The sequence below is a fragment of the Arthrobacter psychrochitiniphilus genome (assembly GCF_003185915.1).
Taxonomy (GTDB): Bacteria; Actinomycetota; Actinomycetes; order Actinomycetales; family Micrococcaceae; genus Specibacter; species Specibacter psychrochitiniphilus.
The window spans coordinates 630100-648129 of the sequence record NZ_QHLZ01000001.1; the positions used below are offsets into that span (position 1 = coordinate 630100).

15 protein-coding genes are annotated in these 18030 nt (G+C 60.0%); 4 read left to right on the forward strand and 11 right to left on the reverse strand.

Translation table 11 applies throughout. From position 1 onward, the window contains the following. Window positions 1–76 precede the first annotated feature (76 nt). The 3 genes from CVS29_RS02715 to CVS29_RS02725 form a co-directional block, all read right to left on the reverse strand. A complete protein-coding gene (locus CVS29_RS02715; protein WP_245932045.1) occupies window positions 77–2140 on the reverse strand; it encodes an ABC transporter ATP-binding protein in 2064 nt (687 codons plus the stop codon). Between the two features lie 82 nt (window positions 2141–2222). Next, window positions 2223–3149 carry an ABC transporter permease gene (locus CVS29_RS02720; protein ID WP_245932018.1) on the reverse strand — a complete coding sequence of 309 codons (927 nt, stop codon included), beginning with the start codon at window positions 3147–3149 and terminating at the stop codon, window positions 2223–2225. A 2-nt stretch (window positions 3150–3151) separates the two neighbouring features. After that, window positions 3152–4135 carry an ABC transporter permease gene (locus CVS29_RS02725; RefSeq protein ID WP_110104762.1) on the reverse strand — a complete coding sequence of 328 codons (984 nt, stop codon included), beginning with the start codon at window positions 4133–4135 and terminating at the stop codon, window positions 3152–3154. Between the two features lie 489 nt (window positions 4136–4624). Here CVS29_RS02725 and CVS29_RS02730 point away from each other — a divergent pair, with 489 nt between their 5' ends. The 3 genes from CVS29_RS02730 to idi all read left to right on the forward strand — a co-directional run bounded on the left by CVS29_RS02730 (window position 4625) and on the right by idi (window position 7684). Continuing rightward, window positions 4625–6451, forward strand: coding sequence for a hypothetical protein (locus tag CVS29_RS02730; RefSeq protein ID WP_110104763.1), 1827 nt, complete (start codon window positions 4625–4627; stop codon window positions 6449–6451). A 74-nt stretch (window positions 6452–6525) separates the two neighbouring features. Next, complete coding sequence (locus tag CVS29_RS02735) at window positions 6526–6912, forward strand: hypothetical protein (RefSeq protein ID WP_146212976.1); 387 nt, start codon at window positions 6526–6528, stop codon at window positions 6910–6912. 223 nt (window positions 6913–7135) lie between these two features. Continuing rightward, window positions 7136–7684, forward strand: coding sequence for an isopentenyl-diphosphate Delta-isomerase (gene idi, locus CVS29_RS02740; RefSeq protein WP_110104949.1), 549 nt, complete (start codon window positions 7136–7138; stop codon window positions 7682–7684). A gap of 57 nt (window positions 7685–7741) precedes the next feature. Here the strand turns inward: idi and CVS29_RS02745 are convergent, their stop codons facing one another. The 3 genes from CVS29_RS02745 to CVS29_RS02755 form a co-directional block, all read right to left on the reverse strand. Next, the gene (locus tag CVS29_RS02745) at window positions 7742–8557 is read right to left on the reverse strand and encodes an SDR family NAD(P)-dependent oxidoreductase (RefSeq protein WP_110104765.1); all 816 of its coding nucleotides are present in this window, start codon (window positions 8555–8557) and stop codon (window positions 7742–7744) included. Window positions 8558–9130: 573 nt separating this feature from the next. Then, window positions 9131–9862 carry a hypothetical protein gene (locus CVS29_RS02750; protein WP_110104766.1) on the reverse strand — a complete coding sequence of 244 codons (732 nt, stop codon included), beginning with the start codon at window positions 9860–9862 and terminating at the stop codon, window positions 9131–9133. 76 nt (window positions 9863–9938) lie between these two features. Further along, window positions 9939–10760, reverse strand: coding sequence for a TetR/AcrR family transcriptional regulator (locus tag CVS29_RS02755; protein WP_146212977.1), 822 nt, complete (start codon window positions 10758–10760; stop codon window positions 9939–9941). A 90-nt stretch (window positions 10761–10850) separates the two neighbouring features. Here CVS29_RS02755 and CVS29_RS02760 point away from each other — a divergent pair, with 90 nt between their 5' ends. Further along, the gene (locus CVS29_RS02760; protein ID WP_146212978.1) at window positions 10851–11906 is read left to right on the forward strand and encodes an alpha/beta hydrolase; all 1056 of its coding nucleotides are present in this window, start codon (window positions 10851–10853) and stop codon (window positions 11904–11906) included. 49 nt (window positions 11907–11955) lie between these two features. Here CVS29_RS02760 and CVS29_RS02765 read toward each other — a convergent pair whose 3' ends face one another. From CVS29_RS02765 to CVS29_RS02785, 5 genes are all read right to left on the reverse strand, one after another. Then, the gene (locus CVS29_RS02765; RefSeq protein WP_110104769.1) at window positions 11956–12624 is read right to left on the reverse strand and encodes an FMN reductase; all 669 of its coding nucleotides are present in this window, start codon (window positions 12622–12624) and stop codon (window positions 11956–11958) included. A gap of 120 nt (window positions 12625–12744) precedes the next feature. Further along, window positions 12745–14253 (reverse strand): beta-N-acetylhexosaminidase, encoded by a 1509-nt coding sequence (locus tag CVS29_RS02770; RefSeq protein WP_110104770.1) that lies wholly within the window; start codon window positions 14251–14253, stop codon window positions 12745–12747. A gap of 137 nt (window positions 14254–14390) precedes the next feature. Next, window positions 14391–15230: an ATP-binding cassette domain-containing protein gene (locus tag CVS29_RS02775; protein WP_110104771.1), complete on the reverse strand. Its 840-nt coding sequence runs from the start codon at window positions 15228–15230 to the stop codon at window positions 14391–14393. Next, window positions 15227–17077 (reverse strand): dipeptide/oligopeptide/nickel ABC transporter permease/ATP-binding protein, encoded by a 1851-nt coding sequence (locus CVS29_RS02780; RefSeq protein ID WP_110104950.1) that lies wholly within the window; start codon window positions 17075–17077, stop codon window positions 15227–15229. Before CVS29_RS02780 ends, CVS29_RS02775 begins: the two co-directional genes overlap by 4 nt. Next, window positions 17074–18015 carry an ABC transporter permease gene (locus CVS29_RS02785; protein WP_110104772.1) on the reverse strand — a complete coding sequence of 314 codons (942 nt, stop codon included), beginning with the start codon at window positions 18013–18015 and terminating at the stop codon, window positions 17074–17076. Before CVS29_RS02785 ends, CVS29_RS02780 begins: the two co-directional genes overlap by 4 nt. Between the last annotated feature and the right edge of the window lie 15 nt (window positions 18016–18030).

Genomic DNA, 18030 nt, shown 5'->3' on the forward strand with positions numbered 1-18030 from the left:
GGGTCATTGTTCTTCTCCCGCGGGGTTCGGTGGCTACGGTAAGTTCTGTGGGGGTGTTCACGAAGGCGCTCAGGGATCATGGCATCCCGGCCGCCAGCAAGCCGATTCGCTCAGCGTGGTGGCAGGCCACCACACTGTTTTGCACGGCTCGGGGTTGTGGATCCTGGGTCCGGCACTGTTCCTTTCCTGGAGCGTCCATGAGTTTGTACAGAGGGCAGCGGGTGCGGAAGTTACAGCCCGTGATGTCCTCGGTGGGGCTCGGTAGGTCCCCCTCGAGGAGGATCCGGGTGCGGCTGCGCTCCACGGTAGGGTCTGGGACGGGCACGGCCGAGAGCAGAGCCTTGGTATAGGGGTGTTGCGGGTTCTCGAAGATCGCTTCCGCTGGCCCGCTTTCCACGATCCTGCCCAGATACATGACGGCAACGTTGTCAGAAATTTGCCGCACTACCGCCAAGTCATGGGCCACGAACAAGTAGGAGAGCCCCAATTTCTCCTGCAGGTCCTGCAACAGATTGATCACCCCGGCCTGGATGGAGACATCTAGGGCGGAAACAGGCTCATCCAACACCACAATCTTCGGGTCAGTCACCAAGGCCCGGGCAATGCCGATGCGTTGGCGCTGCCCTCCAGAGAACTCGTGCGGATACCGTGAGGCCATTGACGGGTCCAGCCCCACCAGATCCAGAACGGCCCGGACCTTTTCCAGCCGGTCCTTGGCAGGGACACCGTGAACGGTGAGTGGTTCCGCCACGAGATCCTGCACGGGTAGCCGCGGGTCAAGGGAGGCCATGGGGTCTTGGAAAACCACCTGTATTTCCTTGCGCAGAGCCTTCCGTTCCCTGGCAGTGAGCGTGGCCACATCCCGCCCGTTGATACTGACCTGCCCGGCTTGAGGCTTGGTGAGTTCCAAGATCTCCATGACAGTGGTGGACTTCCCACAGCCGGATTCACCCACCAGTCCCAAAGTTTGCCCTGTCCGCAGGTCAAAGCTGACACCGTCCACGGCCCGCACGGTACCTATAGTGCGTTTGAACACCGAACCCTTGGATAAGGGGAAATGGCGTTCCAACCCCGCCACATCCAGCACTGTTTCAGGGGCCACTAAGGCCCGTTCCGCAGTGGCGACAGGTTCAGGCACAGGGTACAGCTTGGTACGGTCCAGCTGGCCTGAGGCTATTTCGGCTACACGCAGGCAGGCGGCAGAGTTCAGCGGGTCCTCCCCGATGACTGTCAAGGGCGGCTCGGTGGAACGGCAGGCCTCAATGACTACCGGGCACCGGGGCGCAAAGGGGCACCCTGGCGCCAGGTTGCTCAATTGGGGCGGACGGCCCTCCAGCGGCACCAGCCGGGTATGCCCGGCCGTGGCCAGGTTCGGCATGGAACGCAACAACCCCACGGTGTACGGCATGGACGGTGCGTGGAACACTTGATCCACGGTCCCGGTCTCCACAATCCGCCCCGCGTACATGACGGCGAGCCTGTCCGCATTCCCTGCCACCACACCCAGATCATGGGTGATCAGCACCACGGCTGCACCTGTCATGTCCTTCGCCTTCTGCAGCACTTCCAGGATCTGCGCCTGGATGGTCACATCAAGGGCAGTGGTTGGTTCATCGGCGATGATGAGCCGCGGATTGTTTGCAATGGCAATGGCAATCATGGCGCGTTGGCGCATACCGCCGGAAAATTCGTGCGGGAAAGCTTGGGCGCGGCGCTCCGGATTGGGGATGCCCACCACCTTGAGCAGTTCCACGGCGCGTGCGTTGGCGGCAGCTTTGGAGAGCTTGCGGTCATGCAATCGCAGAGCCTCAGAAATTTGCGCCCCAATGGTGTAAACGGGGGTCAGCGCCGAAAGCGGGTCCTGGAAAATGATGGAGATGCCCTCGCCGCGCAGCTTGGACATTTCCTTATCGCTGCGACCCAGCAGTGATTTGCCTTCAAAGAGGATATCTCCACTGATTTTTGCGTTCGAGGGCAGCAGGCCCATGACGGCCAGCGAGGAGACAGACTTTCCGGATCCGGATTCACCCACAATCCCCAGAAACTCACCCTGGTCCACATGGTAGCTAACTCCCCGCACGGCTGTGACTGCCCCGCCCGGCTGAGGGAAGGTGACATGGAGGTCGCGGACTTCCAGCAGGTGATTTGACGGATTCGGCTGTGTGGGGCCGGGGCGTACTGACGGGCTGGTTTCATTGCTTGCTGCGGGGTCGATCAGGTTTTCAGTCACGGTTGACTCCCGAGGTCGGGTCTACGGCATCTCGGAGCGCATCGCCAACAAGGCTGGCTGAGAGGACTGTGAAGACAAGGATGGCTGCGGGGAAAATGAACAGCCAAGGGCGGGTGGCGGCTGCACTCTGGCCTGCCGCCAAGAGGGTGCCCAAGGAAACGTCAGGGGCTTGGATGCCGAAGCCGAAGAAGCTCAGGGTGGTCTCACTGAGGATTGCAGCACCTACGCCAAGCGTCGCGTCGATGATCAGCAGCGAAGAGACGTTGGGCAGCACATGCCTACGGATGATGGTCCAGGTATCCACACCCATGAAGCGGGCGGCCTTGATGAAGTCGCGTTCGCGCAGCGAGCGGGTTTGGGCCCGGATGACCCTGGCCATGATCATCCAGCCAAAGCCTGCCAGGAGGAAGATCAGCGCCACCCAGGACAGTTGCTTGAAAATTGGGCTAAGCAAGATGAACAGGAACAAGCTCGGCAGCACCAATAGTAGATCGATGACCCAGACAATAACCCTGTCCCACCAACCGCCAAGGTAGCCTGCCACGGCACCCACCACACCGGCCACAATGGCGGCCAAGGGGCCCACCAAGAGGCCAATGATCAGTGACTTGCGCAGGCCCACAATAGTTTGGGCGTAAATGTCTTCGCCAATGTCACTGGTGCCAAACCAATGGAGCCGGCTGGGGCTTGATCCCATGTTGTAAATATCCAGATCCGTGTAGTTCCAGGCGTTGGGAACAAGGCCAAAGATGGCCCACAGGATGATGGCGCCCAGGCCAATGATGCCCACCCAGAACCGCGGTGTGCTGCGCAGCCGGGCCATGACCAGACGCAGACGGGAGACAGGCTTTGCCGAATGCACCACGTCTGTAATGACCGCAGTAGCATCGGGTGCCGGCATTTCATCAAGCATGGACATGGCTACACCCGCACTCTCGGGTCAAGGGCCGCATACACAACATCGGCCAATGTTCCGGCGATCAGGATCAGGATGGCGTTGAACAAGATGGCTCCCGTAAAGGCATTAATATCGCTTTGGGAAATCGATTGGACCAGCAATTCGCCCATACCGTGCCAGCTGAACACAAGTTCGGTGACGGCGGCACCGGCCAAGACCGTGGCGAAGGAGTAGGCAAAGTAGGTGGACATGGGGATCAGGGCTACCCGGACGCCGTGACGGACAAGCGCCGAACCGCGGGTTCGCCCCTTGGAACGTGCGGTCCGGATGTAGTCCGCAGCCAGTACATCCAGCATGGCGCTGCGCTGGTATCTGGAATATCCGGCAGCCCCCATGAGGGCCAGCGAGATGGTTGGCAGCAACAGGTGCCCGGCTCGATCCCCGAATTGGACCCACCAGCCGCCATCGAGCCCTGGGGTGTATTCGCCCGTGAAGCTGATCAGCTGAACACCCAGGAAGTTATTGAGCAACGTGGCAACAATCATCAACAAGATGCCTAGGACAAATGCTGGTGTGGCAAGAATGGTGAAGGAGGCTACGGAAATGGCTTGATCACTGAATCTATACTGACGCACCGCACCCCACACGCCCAGTGTCACACCTACAATCGCAGCAATGACGGTACCTAAAATCAACAGCCGCAGACTGGTTCCGGCGCGGGCCGCGATCTCACTGATCACTGAAGTGTTATGAATGGTGTCGCCCAAGGACCCTTCGGTCACGAGCCGCACAATCCAGGCCCACAGCCGCTCCACCCAGGGGGTGTTCGGGTTGACGCCCAAGCCATCCAGGATGGAGTTGATGGTGGCATCACTGGGGCGCGGATTACGGCCTAGGTAGCGCGCAGCCGGGTTCAAGATGATGCTGGCCAAGACATAGGCGCTGAGCGTGGCGATGGCTGAAAGGATCGCGTAATTAATGAAGCGCTTGGCAATGAACCCGATCATTGCGCGGGCCTTACTTCAGCCTTGAGGAGGATTGCACCGGGGCTGACCGGGGCCCGCCATGATGCCAAAAGTAAGAGCATGTAACCGTCCTTGACCTGATCCGCCGGCCCCGCCATGGATGGTGGCAGAGGCTTGCGTGAGCCTATATTTCCTTGGGCGAAAGACGGGAATGTAACCCGGCTCACACTCATTGATGCAAACCTACCCCAGTGAACTTTCACTACGGCCAAGCAAATTGCCCAGCCCCGGCAGGACTGTCCGATCGGATCAATTCGATCCGATGGCACCCCTAAGCCATCAGCTTTCAGCAAAACCCTTTTAGCGCCATTCATCCAAACGAATAGGAATAATGTGGCTCAAACGTTACTCGCAGACTCAAATGAGATGATCCAAAAGGGCGTAACCTGCCACCCCTGAGCCATTGGCAGCATGGGCGCGCTGTAAGGTATGTCACTACGACGATCCGGCGCAAACGATGGAAGGAGCCCCATGCCTGCACAGAAAAACAGGAAGAGGCTCCCGGCACCAGAGTCCCTCAGCCACCCCGCCCCAGCACAGCCCGCGGCGGAACACCCTGCCGTGGAACAACTGAGTGGCAAAGCGCTGGCTGCGCTCCTGATGGATCCACAGCGCAACGTCACGGTGCTAGTCATCTCCCACATCCCGGAACAACAATTTCGTATTGATCCGCATGTGCTGGCCGCCCGGCTGGGTCAAGAAGCCCGGACCTTCATGGTGGTCAATGGGGATGAAACCCACCAGCTGGAAAAGGGTCTGCCCTCGCGCCTCCACATTTACGGCACAGGAGCCCGGGTCTATCCGCACGGCGAGCGATGGCTGGAGAGAGTTTCCCGTCCTCATCTTTTGCACCGGAGCACCGCATTGCCACAGCTGTACGACACCCTTGAGCATGAGGTTCTAGCGGCCCAACGCTTCAACCCATCACGGCCCCACACGGCGTCCCTGCCCGTGATTTCGCCAGCGGTGGTCAAGGGCTTCCCGGGCGAGGACAGGGCCCTGGTGGAGCTACTTCCTGGCGGCGAAACGGCCCTCATCCGTAGCGAGGATCTACTACCCGGCATTCCGCTGGATTGGCTGGTGGCAAAGGGCCAAGAGCTCACGGGAGTACTCAACCCGGCCACCCACGTCCTGGACATCAAGGCGCTCCTGCTGCCCCACCCCTCCCCCGTCACCGTCTATCAACAAGGCGATGTGGCACTGGGCCGTGTCAAGTCCGTCAGTCCCCGCCACGCCTGGGTGCAACTTTGGCCTGGCAGTGATTTCCGCATCGGTGTGGAGCGGATCTCCTCCAATGACCTGGATTCCGCCGAAGATCTACTGACCGAGGGCGAGGTGGTCCGAGTCCGTGTTTTGTATGAGAACGGTGCGGTCCGGCTCTCCATGCTGGACGTGGACGACGACGAACCAGCCGTCCGCGCCCCTGCTCTCCTGCGCGGGGGCCCGCCCTGGCTGGAGGCGAACCGGCCCTACGCTTCCATCTTCACCACCGGCACGGCCGTTGCCTCCCCTTCCCCCCAGGTCCCCCTCGATAACGGCGCGGCGGGTCTGTCCGGCGTCGACCTTTCCCAACAGGAATCCCTACTCAGCCCAGCCCAACGACGCTCCGCTTTGCAAAGCACACAAATGCAGCTGGAGGCCGCCCGGCACACCATTGCCGAGTTGCTGGCAGCGGCGAAGCGGCAGGGCGCTACGGATCAGGTGGCCCGGGCGCTGCAGGATCAGCTCAAGGAGGAGCGCCGCGGCTCCGGTGAGCTTGCCCGAGAACTGCATTTGGCCGAGCATCAAGTGGAGGTCCTCAAAACGGATCTGGCCAAAACGCGCGAGGCACTGGTGCAGGTCCGCAGACAGCGCCGTTCCGCCACGTCCAGGACTGAAAGTACGCCTGAAAAACTGTTTCTGGATCCGGAGGAGCAGTTCAATTTTGATCTGCTTGCGCTCTGGGCTCGGATGGTTCCTGCGGCCGAAAAGCGTCTCCATCCGCTGGGAAATTTCAGCAGCAGCCCACAGTTCCTGGAGTCGTGGGCGGCGCTGACGGAGCAACAACGCAACAAGACTTTGCGTGCCGTGGTGGATCTGGTGGCAGACCGGCAGGGTCCGCTGCGTAAACGCGAACCTCATGTTCTGCGGCTCAATGACGGTGCCCATGCCGCCCCCACTCTTCGAGGCGAGGACGTGTGTTGGCGCCTCTATGTGGAGCAGGGAACGGCGGGGGCGCTGCGGCTGCACTACTGGAAGCTGCAGACGGGGGGCTATGAACTCCATGCCGTAGTACCGCATGACGTGGTGAAACCGTAGCCGGTGACGCCCGTAAACTGGACAGTCATCGAGTCCTCAATGACTCCTGGCATTCTTTAGGTACAAATATTTCCATGACGCGCAGCATGAGATTTTCCAGCAGTCGTTTTCTGGCCGCAATGGGGCTCACCGCCGCGATGGTTTTCGGCACCACCGCCTGCAGCGGGGACACCACAGACTTCCTGCGCGAGTTGCTTCCCGTGGATGCCAAGATCAAGTTGATGTATGACGTTGAACGGACGGACAAGGACGCCCGCATACTGGCTGCCGTTTTCACCTCAAGTGACGCATTTGTCAGCGCTGAGATCGCCAGGGTGGGACTTGGCTCAGCCGTAACCGTGGGCAAGAACTCAACATTCCTCCCACCTGTCCACGATGCGCAAATTTCTGCAGCCACACAATCCTTGGATACTGCAGCCCGGCCACAGCGGGCTCCACAACAGCAGCAACGGCCGCTGTGATCACAGTGGCCGCCCAGGCTGCCGACGCTGAACGGATCCGCAACCTTCCACCCGTCTACGTTCCGCCAGCTCCGGCACCTTACGTTCCGCCTGCCTACCAGCCCACGGCGCAAGACTCCGGCGGCGGTTACCCCGGATACACTGGACCCCGGTGCTATGCGCCCGGAGGAAAGACGTACAGGCCGTGCTAGAACTGCTGCGAACGGAAGGAACTGGTCCCATCATGGGTCAAAAAATTGAGCTGGTCAGGTTATTAGATGACAACGGCGCTGAGATGGGCAGCGCGGACAAGTCGCTGGTCCACACGGCACAAACGCCCCTGCATCTGGCCTTCTCCTGCCACCTTTTCGATTCCCAGGGCCGCACTTTGCTGACCCGCCGCGCGCTCACGAAGCTGACGTGGCCGGGCGTATGGACAAATTCCTTCTGCGGCCACCCAGCCCCGGGCGAATCTTTCGAAGAAGCGATCATTCGCCGCGCCGCCGTGGAATTGAACATCACCGTGACCAACATTCAGCCGGCACTTCCGGACTTCAGGTACCAGGCTACGGACGCGTCAGGGATTGTGGAGAATGAAATCTGTCCCGTTTTTACCGCTGTTTATGACAGCGATGCCCCCCTCACACCCAACACCGAGGAAGTGTGTGACTGGGCCTGGAGCGACGTGGTGGACGTTGAGGAAGCAGTCACGGCCACGCCGTTCGCCTTCAGCCCTTGGCTGGTGGAGCAACTAGCCGAAGGTGTCTACACAGGCGGGCGCCTGCTCTCCTAAGCACTGCTTTGTGGATTCTGCTCTTCCGGTCACTGTTTCTTGCTCACTGTTGCTTCGTCACTGGACCATGGCTGCGCTGTGTTCCCAGAGCTGGAGCGCTAGTGCGGGATCTTGTGCTTGGCGGCTGGTCTTGGTCAGTTTCCGGCGCACGTAGTACTCCCCCGGAGTCCAATCAGTACCCGGTTGCGTGGTGGCAAGCCACACGAGAGTATCCGCGCCCTCAGCTGAGGTAAGGAGGAACTTCTTGGCCACCGAACTGTACATAAGTTTGATGGGGCCCGCCGAATCCGCTGAAAAGTTGCTTCCCACTATGCCCGGGTGAAAGGCAACAGCATTAACTCCGTGGTCGCCGTAGCGGCGCTGCAGTTCCTTGGTAAAGAAGATGTTCGCCAGCTTCGCGTTTCCGTAGGCGGCGTTGGTGCTGTAGTGCTTCACGGCGTCGAGGTCATCAATGTCGAACTTAGCCATCACCTTGTGCGCGGCGCTGGAGGTGTTGATGACAGTTGCCCGGTCAGCTACGAGCTTCTCAATCAGCAAGGTGGTCAGCAGGAACGGTGCCAGGTGGTTGACCTGAAAAGTTTTCTCATGCCCGTCAACTGTGACTTCGCGATGCCCCATGACGCCGCCGGCGTTGTTGGCCAGCACATCGATGCGCGGATACTTCGTGGACAATTCAGCGGCCAGCGTCCGCACCTGGTCTAGTTCCGTGAAGTCGGCAACGAAATAATCGCATTCCAGCTCGTGGGCAATAGCCTTGGTTTTCTCTGGTGAGCGGCCCACCAGCACCAGAGTGTCCCCCGGGTTGGCCAACATTTTTGCGGCGGCGGCGCCAATACCGTCACTGGCACCTGTAATAACTGTTGTACGTTGCATTGCGCATCCTTAGAACGGATTTCAGCATACATCCCCTAAATTGGGACCAGCTGACAACGTTCTGAAGGCAAATTCCGGCGCTGCTCACCTTGGACTTTCTCTATGCGCCTTGCTGGACGCTAGAGCTGGTGCTTATCCTCTCAAGTCCCTGGCTAACCCAGCTGAGCATGAGTTCAGGGCGCTGAAAAAGCATTGCGAAGGAAATACGCAGACACGGCAAGCCCTCAATCATCATCAGGTTGTTCCGGACCAAATCATCAGCTTACCCCGTGGGGGTTGTCATGATGGGCGGCGCCGTTGGCCGCTGACTCTATGAACCACTCACCCTGGAAGGGGACGCCCATGAGCTGATGCCACAGGGGGGCGGATCGGCTTTTCCAGAACCCACAACCTCGATTGCGCGGCTTGGCTGAAACACGTCCGCTTCGCCTGATATTGAGCAAGCCGGACATCCAATGGGTCTGCTCCAGGCAGTCCAAAGTAACCCCGCGCCAGCTTCGGACCAGGCCATGCGCATACCGAACGTGGCATCCAGGCTCGTGGCATTCTAGGCGGAACCAGCAGAAGGCCGGCTCAGGGGTGCGTGTCCGTACCACTTTCCGGGCCCTCGATCATCCGTGCCACCTGCTGCTCGAGGGAAGCTAAGGTGACGTCGGGAAGCACAATCACGCCATCGAGCTCACGCCGGACCCGTTTGATGGCCGTTTGGCGTTCTGCCGCAGTGGCAGCATCGTTTTCAGCGATGTTGATGAGTTTGCGGGCCGTCCCCAGCCGTTGGCGTTCGTCAGTGCTGAAGCCCGAGTCCTTGATGCGGCGGGCTTCCATTTCAGCCACGTCAAACGCCACAGCGAAGGCGTTGACGGCGTTGCGGTAATCGTCCCACCTGCTCTTGGACGGAATCTCAGCGACATTGAGCGGACGCAAGCCATCGGCGTCGCGCTTGGCCCGAAGAAAGGCAACGGTCAGGGGTTCGCGGACGTCACTCATCATGGGAAAGTCAATAAGTTTGGCAATATCAAGCTCGTAGCGCAGCCAGCGCCGGTTGACTTCATCGTGATCAGCCATGACCTTCTCCACGTCCGCGGTGGTGACATCCGGATGAGCAGGCGGGACCTTTTCCTCCGTGTTGTGATGGATGGAAACGTCAAGCCCGGCAACTTCGGGATGTTTAAGCTTGTACATTTCGATCTTGCGCTCATGGGCACGATCGCGGGAGGAAAGTAGCGCTTTGAAGGCACCTACCCCCATGCCCCCGAGAGGGAAAAGTAACCACCAGTACGCGGCAAATAGTTGTGGAAATGACATAGCACCATCCTGTCACCTTGATCACAAGCTACCTAAGGTTATGTGTGGCAACATGTGCTCACAGGCCTGACAAACGCTAAAACGGCGCGGCGGCCAGCTTGCGAATACCGGCCGAGGCATTGAAGACCAGTTGGTAGGAGACCTCAACGATCCGTTCCACGTTAACAGCAGCGCCCTCGAGCACCGCGTCAAGGAGCATGTTGTTAACTCCGCCCACCATGGAGACGGCAGTGAGCCTGGCAAAGTCCAGCACAGTGGCCGGCGCGGCTTTTTCACTGCGACGTTCTAGGGCGGTTCCAGCGCCCGCGTCAGCGCCCGGCGGCACGCCCGCAACAGCGCCCGCAACAGCGCCCGCCGGCCGTTCTACAGTCCCTTCCGGGGAAACCCCAGCCAACAGCAAGAGCATGGCCATCGATTGGCCAGCAAATTCTTTCAAAATCTCGTGACGCTTCACTTCAAGCTCAGCAGAAACGCCAACCACTTCCACCAACATGATCCGGGCATGGCGAGGATCCGCCAACATAAATCTAACAACTGCGCCCAGACTGGCTCGGATGGCTTCGTGCAGCGTCGCCTCAGGATCCTGCAGAGCGGACTTTACGTGTTTCATCAACTTAATCGACAACTGGGCGTAAACAACAGTGAGTAGATGCTCACGAGATTCAAAGGACTCATAAAAATAGCGTTCACTCAGACCCGCGCCCTGGCACAACGTCTTAACCTTGGCAGCGGAGTAGCCCACAGTGCCAAAGACTCCCGTCCCCGATTCAATGAACTTCTGGTACCGCTCTTGAGTCCGCTCGGATGGCTCCAAACCCGAATACCGGCGCCCACTTGCGCCCCCGGCACAGGGTGTCTGCGGGAGGTCAGCGCTGGGAACAGATGAGTGCTCATTCACGAGGCTGATTCTACCGGGCGTGGTCAACGAGCCCGCAGACAGGCCGTGATCTGTGACCGGCGAAGCGTGACACAATGGCTGTGACTTAATATGACAGCAAGCACAGCCCCTAACAGCGAACAGCACCGGGACCACGAGCCGGAACGGCCCGAGCGTCCTGCTAAGCCTGCGCACCAGATACCCGATGTACCGCGCCGGCTGTTCTTTCTCACCATGGGCGCAGGCGCCCTCACCACGGCTTTTCAAGCCAACATTGCCTTGGATGCCCGGTTCACTGAGCGCAGCCAGTACCGCATCACCACCCCGGACAATGACGAGAACAAGGTAGCAGCCGCCCGTTTCCCAGGTAAGACCTGGTACTTGCTCGGTGGATTCCGGGTCAGCTACCGCGATGCCGGGCGCAAACTTCAAGCACTGCAACCGGCCATGAACCAGCGAGCCTCAGCATCCTTTATTGGCTATTCCAACGAGGGCATTGACATAGCCTCGCTCTTCATCGCCATCCAGCGCGATGTTTTTGCACGCAAAATAGACACCGTGTATTTCTACGGAGACAGCTTTGGCGGGATGGCCGCCGTGGTGCTGGCCTCTTTGTTGACCCAGATTGGGGTCAAGGTGCGGGTTATTGTGATGGGCTCCAGCCCCAGTGATGTGGCCGATACCTTGGATCCCGGCAAGGAATACATCTCGATTGCCGGCAAAGTGGTGCCGTATCTGGGCCTGGTAGGGCGCTTGGCCGCGGGGCTTTGGGGCGGGCTCGCTAATCCCAACGGTCAGGGCATGTATGAAGCAGCACGCAGCGGTGTGGCCCGATCCTTTGACCCAAACAACAATTCGCTCATTCTCAGCACCACCCAGGCCACGTTTCTGCAGGCCTTTCCCCGCCAGTACGACGGCGATGTACCCACCAGTACGGGGATCGGGCTGATTTACGATCCTGAGGATTTCATTGTCAACGCCGCCCAAGCAATCCGCGGCTGGGAATCACTGCTGCCGAGCAACCCGCACTTTGTCTATAACGTCCCACACACGGGCCACGCCAGCCCTGAAATCCATCCCGAGATTTACCGCACTGCACTCATGGTGGTCCTTGACACTCTGGATCCGCCGCCACTGACGGTAAAACCCGAGCAACCCATCTTCTAGCTGTGAGCGGGCCCGCAAGTTAGCACTTAGCTGCCTTGCACATCAGCACTTAGCGGCGTTGTGTCTGGGCAAGCAGTTCCTCAAACGGCAGGGATGAAGCCTCGCTCATCTGCCGCTGCGCCCTTTTGGCCTTGTGATCGGGATTCCCGGCACGGTGCTCCTCACCGAGCAGGACGGCAACCAGCTCGGCAGCCCCCCGCCCGATTCGCTGCTCGAGTGGGTCAGTGCCGGATCCGCCCCAGTCCTCTGGGGAGGCATAAATGGCGGTGGGCATGGTGTTGGCACGCAAGTAACTAAACAGCGGACGAATAGCCATGTCAAGAACCAGGGAGTGGCGGGAGGATCCACCAGTTGCACCGAAGAGAACAGGCATGCCGTCAAGAAGTTTCGGATCCAGAATGTCAAAAAAGGACTTGAACAGCCCCGAGTATGAGGCACTGAACGTGGGCGTTACAGCGATCATGGCATCGGCCGCTTCCACACGCGCAATGACCTCTGCCAAAGTAGGCCCGGCGTAACCGGTGACCATGTTGTTGGCAATGTCAGTGGCGTAGTCGCGAAGGTCAATAACATCAATGACCGGCTCGGCTCCTGCAGCAGAAACGCGCGAACGCACCTCGGCAGCTAGTTGATCTGCAAGCATCCGTGTACTTGACGGAACGCCCAGACCGGCTGAAATAACAACTACGGTACGCTGCACATCTACTCCTTGTTTCATGCGTTTGCATCTACCGGAGTCAACGGCTGTGCTGCCCGGGTTATTCCCGTCCAGCACAGCCAGATTCGACGGCGCACGGCGCTACGCCAGCGCTACTCTCCGCAACAACTCAGGAGCTACTTACTTCAGGAATTCGCGCCCGGGCCAGCGGGACACCGCAGAAGAGCGCGTCATGAACGTGTCATAGTCCATTCCGGGCACCACACCGCGCCACATCTTCTGGGCCAGCAACCCGAAGGCAGGCTCCATCATGGCGTGCATGACGTGCTCGTCATAGTCCTTGAGAACAAGATCATTCCACAGTGCGCTGGCTGCCCCGAGCAACTGGGGGTGCTGCGGGTAGAGGTTCTTGCCTTCACCAAAAACGTGCGGCTCCCACGTATCGAAGAGCAGCTGCCCGTCCAGCGCACCACCGTGGTAGTAATCGGCAAACGGAACAATGTACAACAGATCATCATTGGTGTTGATGATGTTGTAGCCGTCAGCCACGGCGGCTTGGCCGCTGTACCAGTCATTGTTCCAGGAACAGATTGTCACTTCGCGGCTATACCCGCTCTCGGGGTGGCCGGCGCCGTTGGCCATGGTGCTCAGGCTCCCCCAGGCCATGGGTGCCTTGCCCAAGGACCGGAGGTGGGCGCTGATGCCATTGAAGAACTGGCGGTACTCGGGTTCGTGGTCCTTGGCGTATTCATCGGCGCCAAAGTGCACCACGGGGCTTCTAAACCACGGCACAAATTCACTGAACAATTCCTTGACCAGCTCTGTGGCTTCCGGGCGGGACAAATCCAGCATGTCCGAATCCCCACCGTTGAGCCCCAACTCCGGCTTCCACTTGATGAGCGAGCGGGCGTGGGCGGGGACATCGATCTCGGGGATCAGGTTCACGTGGTGAGCTGCCGCAAGGTCCTCCAGTGCATCCCACTGCGCCCGGGTGTAGCTGCCATCCGTGGCCGCCAGCCCGGCAAACTGCGGGTTCTCGGACTCGAGCCGGAACGCCGCCTGGGCCACATCCCAGCTGCGCTTGGTGTCCTTGGCAATCTCATTATCGTTGAGGTGCACCATGAACGTGTTGAGCTTGAACCAGCCCATGTACCGCACCATGTCCGAAAGGAACGCTGTCTGCGAGAACCGCCGCCCAACATCCAGCATGAATCCACGTACCGGGTAGTTGGGCCAGTCCACGGCCGTGCCGCACGGCAGTTCGCGGGAGGCAAGCAGCATCTGCAGCAGTGAGCGGGTGCCCCAAAAGATACCTGTCAGCGTCCGTGCTTCAAGCACGACGCCGTTGCCCACCCTGAGCACATAACCTTCCTGATCCGCTGTGGCGTGGTCTGTGCCAAAGTCAACCGCCGGATTCAAGGACAGCACAATGTTCACCCCGGCGCCCAGTTCACCGAGCGCCCCAGGCCCGGCCTGCCCGGCAGTGTTCTGCCCTGAAACTGTGGCGCTAATGCCAGCCACTTCAGCAACCTCCTCCACCAGCTGATGTGCCAGCTCGGCCAGGGAATCATGGTTCCAGTGCACCTGGCAGCCATCGGCCACAGTCACGGTGCCATCACCGGCGCTCCAGCGCTGAAGGGCGGGGACCACCACGGGCCCGTGTGTGCTCGGGGCTGCTGTCTCATTCATGGGTGCATCCGTTTCCGTCTGGGGGTTAAAAACTGTGGATTAGACTCTGTGGGCTAAATTCCGTGGCTTAAATAAGGTGCGCCGGCCCCAGTTTAAGGGACCGGCGGTGGCAGAAGGAGTTCCTCTGCCGGCAGTGCTTAGGCGGTGCTGGCCGTTGCCGCCATTGCCAGCCGCTCCTGCCGGCGCTGGCGCTGGCGGACGGGATCGGCAATGGGAGATGCCATCAGCAGGCGCCGGGTGTAATCGTTCTTCGGGTTTTCCGTCACCTCGGCGGCGTCCCCCATTTCCATGACTTCTCCACGGTAGAGCACACAAACCCTGTGACTCAAGTGCCGAACCACGGCCAGATCATGCGAGATGAACAGGTAGGCCACGCCGGTCTGTTCCTGGATTTCCAAAAACAAGTCAAGGACCCGTGCCTGGGTGCTCAGATCCAACGCAGAGACAGGTTCGTCGCAGACAATCAGCTTAGGTTCCATGGCCAGGGCCCGGGCAATGGCCACGCGTTGGCGCTGGCCGCCGGAAAATTCCCGTGGCAGGCGCGTCCCTGCATCTGCGGGCAGATGCACCCGTTCCAGCAGTCCGGCAACTTTGGCCCGGGCTTCTGCTTTTCCTTTGCCCTGGACAATGAGCGGCTCGGAGAGGATGTCCGCAATGGTCATGGCCGGGTTAAGAGAGGTGTATGGATCCTGAAAAACCACCTGAATATCGCGGCTGACCTGACGGCGTGCCGCCCCACTGAGGTGAGAGATGTCCTGCCCGTTGAAGGTGATACTGCCTTCGCTCACAGGCGCCAAGCCCAGGACAGCACGGCCAATGGTGGTTTTACCGGAACCCGACTCCCCCACCAGGCCCACGGTCTCGCCGGCTTTGACGTCCAGGTTGATGCCCTTCAGGACACGCACGGGGGGCTTGCGCCAACCTTTGACGGGGTATTCGGTGACCAGGTTACTTACCTGGAGCAATGGAGCACTCACAGTGCAGCCTCCTGAAGTGGTTCATCTACGGGCCGCAGCAGCCGGGTGCGGGGCGTCTTGTCTTCCAGCCCGGCCTCAAGGAGCATGCGCGTATACGGGTGTTGCGGGTTGGCAAAGAGCACCTCAACGGTGTTCTGTTCCACGATCTGGCCCAGTTTCATGACGGCAACGCGGTCACAAAGATCGGCCACCACACCAAAGTTGTGAGTCACCATGACCACTGCCATGTCTTTTTCCTTCTGCAGTTCGCGCAGCAGATCAAGAACTTCGGCTTGAACAGTCACATCCAGCGCAGTAGTGGGCTCATCGGCGATCAGAACATCCGGATCACACGCCACAGCGCCGGCAATGAGCACACGTTGTGCCATGCCGCCGGAGATCTGGTGCGGGTAGGAGTCAAAAGTACGCTGCGGATCGGCAATGCCCACCCGATCCAACATGGCCAGCGCCTTGGCCTTGGCGTCCTTGGCGGACAGGCCCAACTGCTTGCGCAATGGCTCCACCAGCTGGAAGCCAATCTTGAACGAAGGGTCCAGATTGGACATGGGCTCCTGCGGAATATAGGCCACTTTTTTGCCCAACATGGAGCGCATGGCGCCCTTGGACAATCCGGGCAGCGATTGACCGGCGATCTCAATTGTGCCGCCGGTGACCCGTCCCCCGGAAGGAAGCAGGCCCAAAATTGCCCACGCGGTCTGAGTTTTTCCGGAGCCGGATTCACCCACTAGACCAAGGATTTCACCCCGCCGCACACCCAGGGATACGCCGTTGACAACGTCCTTGATCCCATCCGCGCTAGGGTATCCAACCCGGAGCCCACGCACAGCCAGAACGCTGCCGTCCGGGACCTCATCAAAGCCGGGAACAGGGCTCTGCCCCCCAGCGAAAGCCGCGGGTTCCGGCGCTGCGGGCGTGACGGCGTCGTTCTTCTTGGCGGACTGCTTGGCTGAAGAGGTACTGCGACGGCGTACCCGCGGCCGGTCTTCCAAGGCGTCCCGAAGGCTGTTGCCGAAGATGATCAGTGCGGCGTTGACAACGCCCAAGGCGATGCCGGGCCACAGCATCAGGCCGGGGGCAATGTAAAGGTTGACGAGGGCTTCGTTGAGCATGGTTCCCCAACTGGGAACAGTGACGTCTCCCAAGCCCAGGAAGTCCAGACCGGATTGCACGCCAATGACTACCACGCCGGCCAGGGCCGCGTAAATGATGATGGGTGCTCGGATAGCCACCAGAACGTGACGGCCCAGGATGCGGGTCAGCGACAGCCCGGATACCCGGGCAGCATCAACATAAAGTTCGTTGCGCACGCCGCTGACAATGGCGCGGACCAGCCGGTGGAAGCCGGGGGCCATCAGTACGCCAAACACGGTCATGCTCAGCCACACGTTGGAGCCCCAGGCGGCACGGACGGCCAGCAGGATCATGATGTTGGGAAGGGCAATGAGCAAGTTGGAGACCCAGTCAACGCTGGAATCCAGTGCGCCGCCAAAGTAGCCGGCAAACAAGCCCGTGGTCACGCCAATGGCCATGGCCACAATCAGAGCCAAGGCGGCGCCGCCTAAGGTAATACGGCCGCCGTAAACAATGCGGGAAAAGACGTCACGGCCGGCACTATCCGTGCCAAGCCAATGCTCGGGGCTGGGGCCCAGCAGGGCCTGGCCAATATCCGAGACGGAGGGGTCAAAACGTGTCAGCAGCGGTGCCAGGATGACGGCCAGGACTATGAAGGCCAGCACGCCCAGGGAAATTGCCGCCATGGGAGAGGAGGCAATGCGGGAGCCAAGGCCCTGCCGCTGAGCGGATGCGCTCTTGGGTGCCGCGGTTGCGGGTTCTAGGGCTTGGGTCATGACAACCGCACTTTCGGATTCAGCCACCCATTGATCAGGTCAATGAGCAGGTTGACAATGACAACAATGACAACGGAGATCACCACGGCGCCTACAACGATCGGAATGTCTCCAACACCCGTGGCGTCCACGGCGATGCTACCGAGTCCGGGAAGGGCAAAGACGCGCTCAATCATGACAGCCCCTGACATCAGGGCAATGAAGTTCAAGGACATGACCGTCAGTGTGGGGGGTGCGGCATTGCGCAGGACGTGACGGAACAGCACGCTTGCCTCGGACAGGCCACGGCTACGCAAAGTGCGCACGTAGTCCATCTCCAGTACCGCGATGGTGGCACTGCGCACTTGTTGGGACAGGCCCGCAACAGCGCCGATGGCCAGTGAGAAGACAGGAAGCGTCAGGCTTAGTAGCCAGCCACTGAGCGATTCGCCGAAGGGTGTGTACCCGGTGGCGGGTACCAGGCCCCAGTCAATGGACACCTTGACCACCAGAACAAGCGCCAGCCAGAAGCCTGGAAAGACCAGGCCCGCCACTGAAACCACTTGCAGCAGTTTGTCCAGCCAGCCCCTGTACAGTGCCGCAACTATGCCCACCACAACGGAGATGACGGTGGAGATGATGACAGTGCCCACGGCAATGGAAAGTGTCACAGGGACGCGGGTTGCCAGCAGGTAGCTGACCGATTCGGCATTGAACCAGGACTGACCCAGATCGCCTTGAACCGCACCAAGGAGCCAGTGCAGATATTGGAGAATCATGGGATCATTCAGGCCCAGTTCAGCCTGCTTGGCTGCCAGCTGTTCTACTGAGGCCTGGTCACCGAGAATATTGCGCGCCACGTGCTCGCTGTTGGCAAGCATCAAGGCAAACACAATGAAGGAGGCAGCTGCCACCAATGCAATGCCCGACCCGATGCGCCGGAAGATGTAGGAAATCAAGGGCCAATCCTTGGA